This is a genomic window from Desulfosporosinus sp. Tol-M2 (assembly GCF_059735615.1).
The window spans coordinates 1-8,040 of sequence record NZ_JCAIJG010000119.1; the positions used below are offsets into that span (position 1 = coordinate 1).

Annotated in this window: 8 protein-coding genes; all 8 read left to right on the forward strand. The window is 40.0% G+C overall.

Translation table 11 applies throughout. The features are described from left to right. Positions 1–334: 334 nt before the first annotated feature. The 8 genes from AC6I5A_RS09150 (at position 335) to AC6I5A_RS09185 (ending at position 8,031) form a co-directional block, all read left to right on the forward strand. Positions 335–1,186, forward strand: a complete 852-nt coding sequence (locus AC6I5A_RS09150) for a nitronate monooxygenase (RefSeq protein WP_497900625.1) — start codon at positions 335–337, stop codon at positions 1,184–1,186. A gap of 58 nt (positions 1,187–1,244) precedes the next feature. Then, a complete protein-coding gene (locus tag AC6I5A_RS09155) occupies positions 1,245–1,823 on the forward strand; it encodes a TetR/AcrR family transcriptional regulator (RefSeq protein ID WP_034614753.1) in 579 nt (192 codons plus the stop codon). Between the two features lie 43 nt (positions 1,824–1,866). Continuing rightward, entirely contained in the window at positions 1,867–2,199 is a 333-nt protein-coding gene (locus AC6I5A_RS09160; protein WP_034614756.1) for a phasin family protein, read from the forward strand. A gap of 71 nt (positions 2,200–2,270) precedes the next feature. Next, positions 2,271–2,936 carry a 1-acyl-sn-glycerol-3-phosphate acyltransferase gene (locus AC6I5A_RS09165; protein WP_052167994.1) on the forward strand — a complete coding sequence of 222 codons (666 nt, stop codon included), beginning with the start codon at positions 2,271–2,273 and terminating at the stop codon, positions 2,934–2,936. Between the two features lie 57 nt (positions 2,937–2,993). Continuing rightward, positions 2,994–4,394, forward strand: a complete 1,401-nt coding sequence (locus tag AC6I5A_RS09170; protein ID WP_052167995.1) for an AarF/UbiB family protein — start codon at positions 2,994–2,996, stop codon at positions 4,392–4,394. Positions 4,395–4,549: 155 nt separating this feature from the next. Next, entirely contained in the window at positions 4,550–6,103 is a 1,554-nt protein-coding gene (locus AC6I5A_RS09175; RefSeq protein WP_034614759.1) for a DHA2 family efflux MFS transporter permease subunit, read from the forward strand. Between the two features lie 56 nt (positions 6,104–6,159). Then, positions 6,160–6,861, forward strand: a complete 702-nt coding sequence (locus AC6I5A_RS09180; RefSeq protein WP_034614762.1) for an HlyD family secretion protein — start codon at positions 6,160–6,162, stop codon at positions 6,859–6,861. 18 nt (positions 6,862–6,879) lie between these two features. Next, positions 6,880–8,031, forward strand: a complete 1,152-nt coding sequence (locus AC6I5A_RS09185) for an efflux RND transporter periplasmic adaptor subunit (protein WP_034614764.1) — start codon at positions 6,880–6,882, stop codon at positions 8,029–8,031. Positions 8,032–8,040 lie beyond the last annotated feature (9 nt).

An 8,040-nucleotide genomic window follows, 5' to 3' on the forward strand; every position in this document is an offset into this window, starting at 1 on the left:
GTTTTCTTGAATATGAGTTATAAAGGGAAAATGCTATTATTATAGTGTTAATACGTACGTCCGAACTATTAAGAAAAGTTTATTCTCTATATGATGGAAAACCAGCTTTTCATACATGAATATATCTAATAGCTCAATGACGGGCTGCCGAATGAATTGAGGAGCCGAGCAAAACAGCTGCTTAAACTAGAGGAAGTAACAGACAAAAAAGAGAAAGTGGTAACATGGTTAACGAGAGGGAGGAAAATTATGTTTAAGACGGAAATATGTAAGATGATGGAAATTGAATATCCCATTATTCAGGGGGGGGATGGCCTGGGTAGCAACAGCTGAATTGGCTGCTGCTGTTTCCGAGGCTGGAGGTTTGGGGATAATTGGTGCAGGAAGTGCCCCGCCCCAAGTGGTAAGAGAGGAAATAAAAAAAGTAAAAAAGCTCACGGAAAAGCCTTTCGGTGTAAATGTTTATTATATGACGCCTTATGTGGAAGAACTGATAAATATAGTTATTGCGGAAGAAGTCAAAGTAATTACTACAGGAGCGGGAAACCCAGGTAAACATATACCAAAATTAAAAGAAGCGGGAATAAAAGTATTTCCTGTGGTTGCCTCGGTAGCTTTAGCTAAAAGATTGGCAAGAACAGGGGTTGACGGATTAATTGCTGAAGGTATGGAGTGTGGTGGCCATGTTGGAGAAATTACTACAATGGCTCTGGTGCCACAAATTGTGGATGCCGTAGACTTACCCGTCATAGCTGCTGGAGGAATTTATGACGGAAGGGGAATTATTGCCGCTTTAAGTCTCGGAGCTGTAGGCGTACAAATGGGAACCAGATTTGTTTGTGCTGCAGAATGTACGGTTCATAATAATTATAAAAAAGCAATTATTGAAGCCAAAGATCGTGATACGGTATTAACCGGCTATAGAGGACATCAAGTAAGGGTAATTAAAAATAAACTGAGCCGCTGTTTTGCAGAATTGGCCGATAACAATGCAGAACAGGGTGAATTTGAAAAATTAGGTGAAGGCAGATTAAGGGCAGCAGTCGTTGAAGGTGATATAGAAACAGGATCGGTAATGGCTGGTCAAATAGCGGCAATGGTCAGTAGAGAACAACCGGCCCGCGAAATAATTGCAGAACTAGTAGAAGATGTGGAGAAAGTATTAAAATATCTTAAAGGTCTCTAGGCAAATGACATAGTTTTCCTAAGCAGCGCACGCCTAATTATATGAAAGGGGCGATAAAGTGAAGCAAGACGCAGAAACAAAGAATCAGTCGGAAAAAATCTTACTGGCAGCCTTTCACTGCATATCATCAAAAGGTTACGCCAATGTTTCCTTAAGAGATATTGCGAATGAAGCGGGTGTAGTTTTAAGCCAACTAAATTATTACTTCAAGAATAAAGAAGGGTTGTTTACAGAAGTTATTAAGCTGATGGCACAAAAATATTTAAGGGAAGTAGAACAGTGTTTACAGAAAGGGGATGCCCCTAAAGATAAAATTTCTTCTTTAATCAAATATTTTCAGGAAATGCTAAAAACGAATCCTGCACTTTTTCGCCTGCTCTATGACTTAACAGGTTTAGCCCTCTGGTCTTCTGCCCTAAAAGATCTTCTGTGCAGCCTTTTTAAAGGTCTGTCGGATTTGATTGAAAAACACATTTTACATGATATCCCAATCAGGAGGAATTTAGAGGGATATTCTCCCAAGTCTATAGCTAGAATGATTCTTGGTGCAATGCTGGGAACTGCCATACAGGTAATTTTGGACTCCGAGGAAAAAAACTTGCCTGAAGCATTAAATGCGGTAGAAATAATATTCTAATATTCGAAGAAAGTTTAGCTTAACAATGAAAGGAGAAATAGTTATGTTGAATTTATTAGAAAGAACAATGAATCTTGGTTTTGGTTTATTTGCTTACTCAAGAGAAAAAATTGAAACAGTAGTGGACGAACTTGTTAATAAAGGGGAAGTCTCAAGAAATGATGCTCAAAAACTGGTAAGTGAATTGGTTATAAAAGGAAAGGAACAACGGGAAGAGCTAAAAAAATTGATTAAAGACGAAGTCAAAGAGTCCTTAGACTATGTGAATATTGCAAGAAAAGAAGATTTGCTTACTAAAGACGATATAAAGAATATTGTCAGAGAGCAGCTTATTCAGGGGTTAGGTCAAAATCAAAAAAGCAATAATCAAGATTAACAGTTTAGAAACGGCAAAAGTATATCAAAATTAGTACGGACGTCCGAAATACTATAAAAGAGGTGCCTTTATTGTTTAAGTCTATTCTCTGCTTGATGGGAATCTTGCCTTCCCATGCAAGGGTAAAGATTGTACACTTTATCACTAAAAAATTAATAGACTATTACGGCGACCTTAAGGTAGGAGGCTTAGAAAATATACCGAAAGAACCGGTAATTTTTGTCTGCAACCATCTCTCCAATGCCGATGGCCTTATTTTCCGTGATATTTTGGCACATCGGAGGACAGTTTTTTTAGCAGGGATTAAACTGCAGCACGAATACCTGACAAACCTGGTTTTGGAAACTATAGATTATATCCCTATTTATCCTAATCAACCGGACCGCAAGGCCTTAATAAATGCAATACGGACATTCAAGGACGGTAAAGATATATTTATTTTCCCCGAAGGTACACGAAGCCGCACGGGAAAAATGATTGAAGGATGCGCAGGGGTTTTGTTCATTGCTAAGAAGGCAGGGGCGCCGTTAGTCCCGGTTGGTATCTGGGGATCGGAAAAACTGTTGCCTATTCAAAATGACAATATGGACCAAGAATGGTTTCAAAAAGCGGAAGTTAATGTTGTCTTTGGCCCAGCCTTTACACTGGCCGAGCTAAGTGAAGATGCACCGATAGGAGACCTTATGCGAAGAATTGCCCGATTGTTGCCGAAAGAATATCGGGGAGTATATGCTTAATAATTAATTACTGGTTTTTTTATACACAGGTAAGTTAAACGAAGGGATGTTTGTATATTGAATAATGTTGGAATTATAGGATACGGGTATTTTCTGCCTGAATTGGTTGTAAGCAATTCTGAAATTGCTAAGCATATTGGTAAAACAGCAAACGAAAAACCTTTAGCTGCAGCATCCATAGCCCAGGTTCATCTTGCCAGATTATATTCAGGTAAACAAGTAGTAGTTAAAGTTCAGAGGCCGGGAATAGAAAGATTGATAGATTTGGATTTAAAGATTCTAAAAGACCTGGCCAATTTTCTTGACAACCATACTCAATATGGTAAGCTCTATGACTTCAGTAAAATGGTTAAAGAATTTGAAAATACCTTAAAAAATGAATTGGATTTTAGAGTAGAAGGAGAAAACGCAGAAACTTTCCAAATAAATTTCTCTAGTGACAAGGATATTTTAGTACCGTCAATCAGTTGGATTCATACGACAAGACGTGTTCTGACCATGGATTATATTGACGGGATACGGCTATCTGATTTTGAGGCGTTAAAAAAAGCGGGGATTGACCATAAACTGATAGCTAGGAAGCTTGCTGCATCAATATTCAATCAGATATTGAGAGATGGCTTCTTTCACGGCGATCCCCACCCGGGAAATATTATGGTTTTACCTGACAATACCATCGTCTTTTTAGATTTAGGTATGGTAGGAAAGCTAAGCGAAGAACGTAAACTCCAGTTTCTAAGGATATTAATTGGCATTGCCTCCCAAAACAGCAAGTTGATTGTTGAAGCCTTGATGGAGCTGAATGCTTTAACAGCCGGGGTTAATACAAATAAACTTGAAAAAGAATTCGATGCAATAAGAAATAATTATCTTACGCATGAGCTCAACAAGATAAAAATTGGTGAATTGTTGAATGAGATTTTTAGAATAGCCTTTTCCTACAAAATTATGCTTCCCCCCGAATTTACAATGCTGGCAAAATCACTGATTACTATGGAAGGATTGGTAGAAAAACTCGACCCCCAGCTCAGCGTTTTAGAAATTGCGGAACCGATCGCTAAAAAATTAACATTTGCTGCTTTGTCGCCGGAATATTTTGCAAAGATAATTTTTAGAGGAATAACTGATTATAGCGGTTTAATAAAAAAAATACCTGAGTTTATTCTTAGCCTTATCAAGAAAATAGAAGATGAGGATTTCACATTCTGTTTTAAGATTCAAGATATTGAAAAGATAATGAGAAAAATAGATAGAATATCCCATCGCATTTCCTTTAGCATTATACTTTTGGCGGTAAGTATAATTATCGCCGGAATTATTATCGGCTCTGGAATAAGCGCCCATACCGGAGCAGAAGTCTATCAATTAAATATAGTGCTTTTAAAAATAGGATTAGTTTTGGCCGGAATAATAACAATAGGTCTTATAATTTCCATCTTTCATTCAGGAAATTTTTAGACTTCTTTACAGAGGAGGAGAGGCAATTGGGGGATAATCTTGTTGAGACAGTAATTTTTTTTGCTTTTTATGCTTTTATTGGTTGGATTTTAGAAACAATCTATGCCAGTATTGGTCAATGATAAATCGGGTCTGTTTTAAGGGAGTGAGAATTGTTGTTTGAAAAATGGGGAAAATGGCTGAGCCTGATTGCTGTTGTTTTGGGGTTATCCATGGATCTTTTGGATATGACGATTGTGAATGTTGCTATTCCGGATATCATGTTGGAACTCGGGACAGATCTACGGCTTTCTCAGTATGTAATTACTGCTTACATGGTAACCATTGGGGTTTTTGAACCGATTACGGCGTATTGGGCTGATACAAGAGGAATGAAAAAAATTTATCTTCTTAGTCTCGTTATTTTTACGGTCGGGTCTATCCTATCGGCATTAGCTTGGAATATTAATGCCCTGATTTTCTTTCGGATTATCCAAGCAGTTGGCGGGGGGATGATTATGCCTCTGGCTTTGTCCATCGTTGAGAAAACCTTTACGAAAAAAGAACTCCCCTTAGCCATGGGATTGATGGGTATTCCTTTACTGATTGCTCCGGCCATTGGACCAATGATTGGAGGATACTTGGTCGATACGTTTAACTGGAGGATGATTTTCTGGATCAACCTGCCCATCGGTTTGTTGTCGATTGCCGCATCTTATTTAATATTACATGAATTTGATACAGTGACTAAAAAATTTGATTTCTGGGGTTTCTTATTATCGGCACTGGGCTTCTCGACCTTGCTCTTAGCCCTCAGCAACGGTGCTGATGAAGGTTGGACTTCATTCAAGATTGTCTTTCTCTTTGATATTGCCATAAGCAGTTTGATTTTATTTTTTCTGGTGGAAGCCTATTCGCCTGATCCTCTCTTAGACTTAAGAATATTTAAAAGCCGTATTTATTCCGGTTCCCTGGTCGTTACTTTTTTTATCATTATGAGTTTATTTGGCAGCCTCTTTCTCCTGCCCTTATTCTTGCAGCAGCTTGGAGGATTGAGCGCCATGGACACCGGCATGATGCTCTTGCCGGAAGTCTTGGGTATCGTTATCTTTATTCCCCTTAGTGCTTTTCTCCTTCCCAGGATTGGCGCAACCTTTTTAACCGTTGCGGGGATCGCAATTATGTCACTTGGAACCCTGTTTTTTATTAATCTTGATGTGAATACAAGCTTAGCAGCCATTCGACAGCACTTATTCATTGTCGGAGTGGGGCTTGGCCTCGGCATTATGCCTTCTGTCACCCTGGCCTATAGTTCCTTACCGGCAGAATTAGTGAATCAAGGGTCCGCCTTTTTTAATATGGTTCGTCAAATTGGCAGTGCCGTCGGCGTAGCAATCCTTACAAGTATTATTCAAGCGCGAACTCCTTGGCACTACGCAAACATCGCCACCAACGCCACTCCCTGGTCTTATACCCTGCAGTCCTTTGAACCGTTAACGTCATTGTTTCAAAGTATGGGATTTCAGGCTCCCGAAGCGCAAATTTTTAATATGTTAACCCTGTTTCGGATCGCCCAGGAAAAAGCAGCTGTTTTAGGGTTTCAGGATGCCTTCTTCGTCAATGTGCTCATGGGCTTAATCGGCATAGTCCCCGCTTTTTTCTTAGTGCAAAAACCTATCCTGGGTTGGATTCGTAAAAACCCGAAAACGAGGTTTACAGAAACAGTATAGGATTTTCTTAAATTACAATAATGACAAACTATCCCAAAAAAATCAGGAGGAGAATTATGAAGAAGCAAAAGATCATTATTTCAGTGGCACTGACCGTACTCTTAATCATTGGCGGCGGTATCGCAAGCTATTATTGGTACGAAATGTCTCATTATCTTACTACCGATGATGCCCGGATCAGTGCCTATACTGCAAATGTCAGTCCGATCATCTCGGGTAAAATAACATCCTGGAATATTTCTGAAGGGGACTATGCAGAAGCCGGAACAACGATTGGGTGGCTGGATACAAATGCGATGGCCACTTCAGCGGGTATCAACCCCAGTGCGCTTAATCCCGTAGGCAGCATCATGGTGAGTAAAGCAGAGATTACTGCCCCAATTTCCGGCCAAGTGCTTAAGTCCTCCGTACGGGTAGGGCAATTGGTTGGAACAGGGCAGCCTCTCGCCGTGATTGCCGATACTAAAGATCTCTTTGTGGATGTAAATATTGACGAAACTGAAATCAAAAAAGTAAAAGTAGGCCAACTTGTGGATTTAAAGATTGATGCTTTGCCCGGAAAAACCTTTCAAGGAAGAGTCGATGAAATCGGCAAAGCCACTCTTTCAACTTTTAATATCTTACCGATGCAATCAGCCAACGGCAACTTTACCAAAGTGACCCAGCGGATTCCGCTCAAAGTACGTTTTCCGGAAATAAATCAGCTGGGGCTTTTACCCGGGATGAGTGTTACTGCGAAAATCCATCTTGCCGAATAACGAAAGGAGGAGAGAAGGATGATGTTAAACTTAAATACAAAGACCAAAGTGTTAAACAAGAAAGTCGGCAGCCTGATGCTTTTAGCCTTAGCCATATTCATTTCCGTTACAGGATACGTAATTTTAACAAAACCAGCCGCCAAAGCTGTAGAAACTACCCTGCCCATAAAAACGGCTGAAGTTAAGGCCATGGATTTTAGCGGGCAAGTAGCCTTAACCGGTATCATGGATGCTCAGGAAAAGTCTAATCTAAGTTCCCAACTTCCAGGAATGGTCATCGCAGTCCGAGCAAAGGAAGGAAGCTTTGTTAAAAAGGGCGACACTATAATTTCCTTAGATAAAAAAGACTTGCTGAATCAACTTGAACAAGCGAAAGCCGGGCTTGCCAATAGTCAGGCCCAGGCTGAACAAGCCCGTCTCAATTATGAAAACTCGGAAAATGACTATAACCGTTTTCAGGAGCTTTTTAAATCAGGCGCAATTTCCCAACAACAAATGGAACAAATCACTTTGAAAAGGGATATTGCCAAATCTCAATACGAAACCGCTCAAGGAGCAGCTCTTAAAGCAGCTCAAGCAAACATCAATGCGATTAACTTAAACATTGCCAAAGCAGATATCAAAAGTCCGATCGATGGATTTTTAGTGACATTGAATGTGTCTGTTGGGGATACGATTGGCCCCGGCATTCCTTTAGCTTCGATTGTAGCCATCGATCAACTGGCCCTGACTGGAAACCTTTCTGAGAACTATATCAACTATGTCAAAGTAGGAGATTCTGTAGAAGTTACGGTAGAGTCTATTCCAAACCGGACTTTCACGGGAAAAATCTCTTATATCAGTCCAGCCTCCATTCCAACCGGACAGTTTTTTCCGGTAAAAGTCGCCATAGACAATCCGGAAGGAATATTAAAAGCGGGGATGACGGCTGCAGCTAAAATTACTGTGAAAAATTCATCGGTTTTAGTCATCCCTAACTCTGCACTTCTGAGGCGGGATGACAAGGATTTTGTTATGGTCGTGAAAGAAGGGAAAGCAGTGAAAATCGCTGTTCGTACAGGCCTTAAAAATGAAGAGTCAACAGTTATTGTGCAAGGTTTGCAAGCCCGTGACCGCATTATTATTAATGGGGCGGATGGATTAGCTGATGGTGAAGAAGTAAAGGAATAAACCTTATAA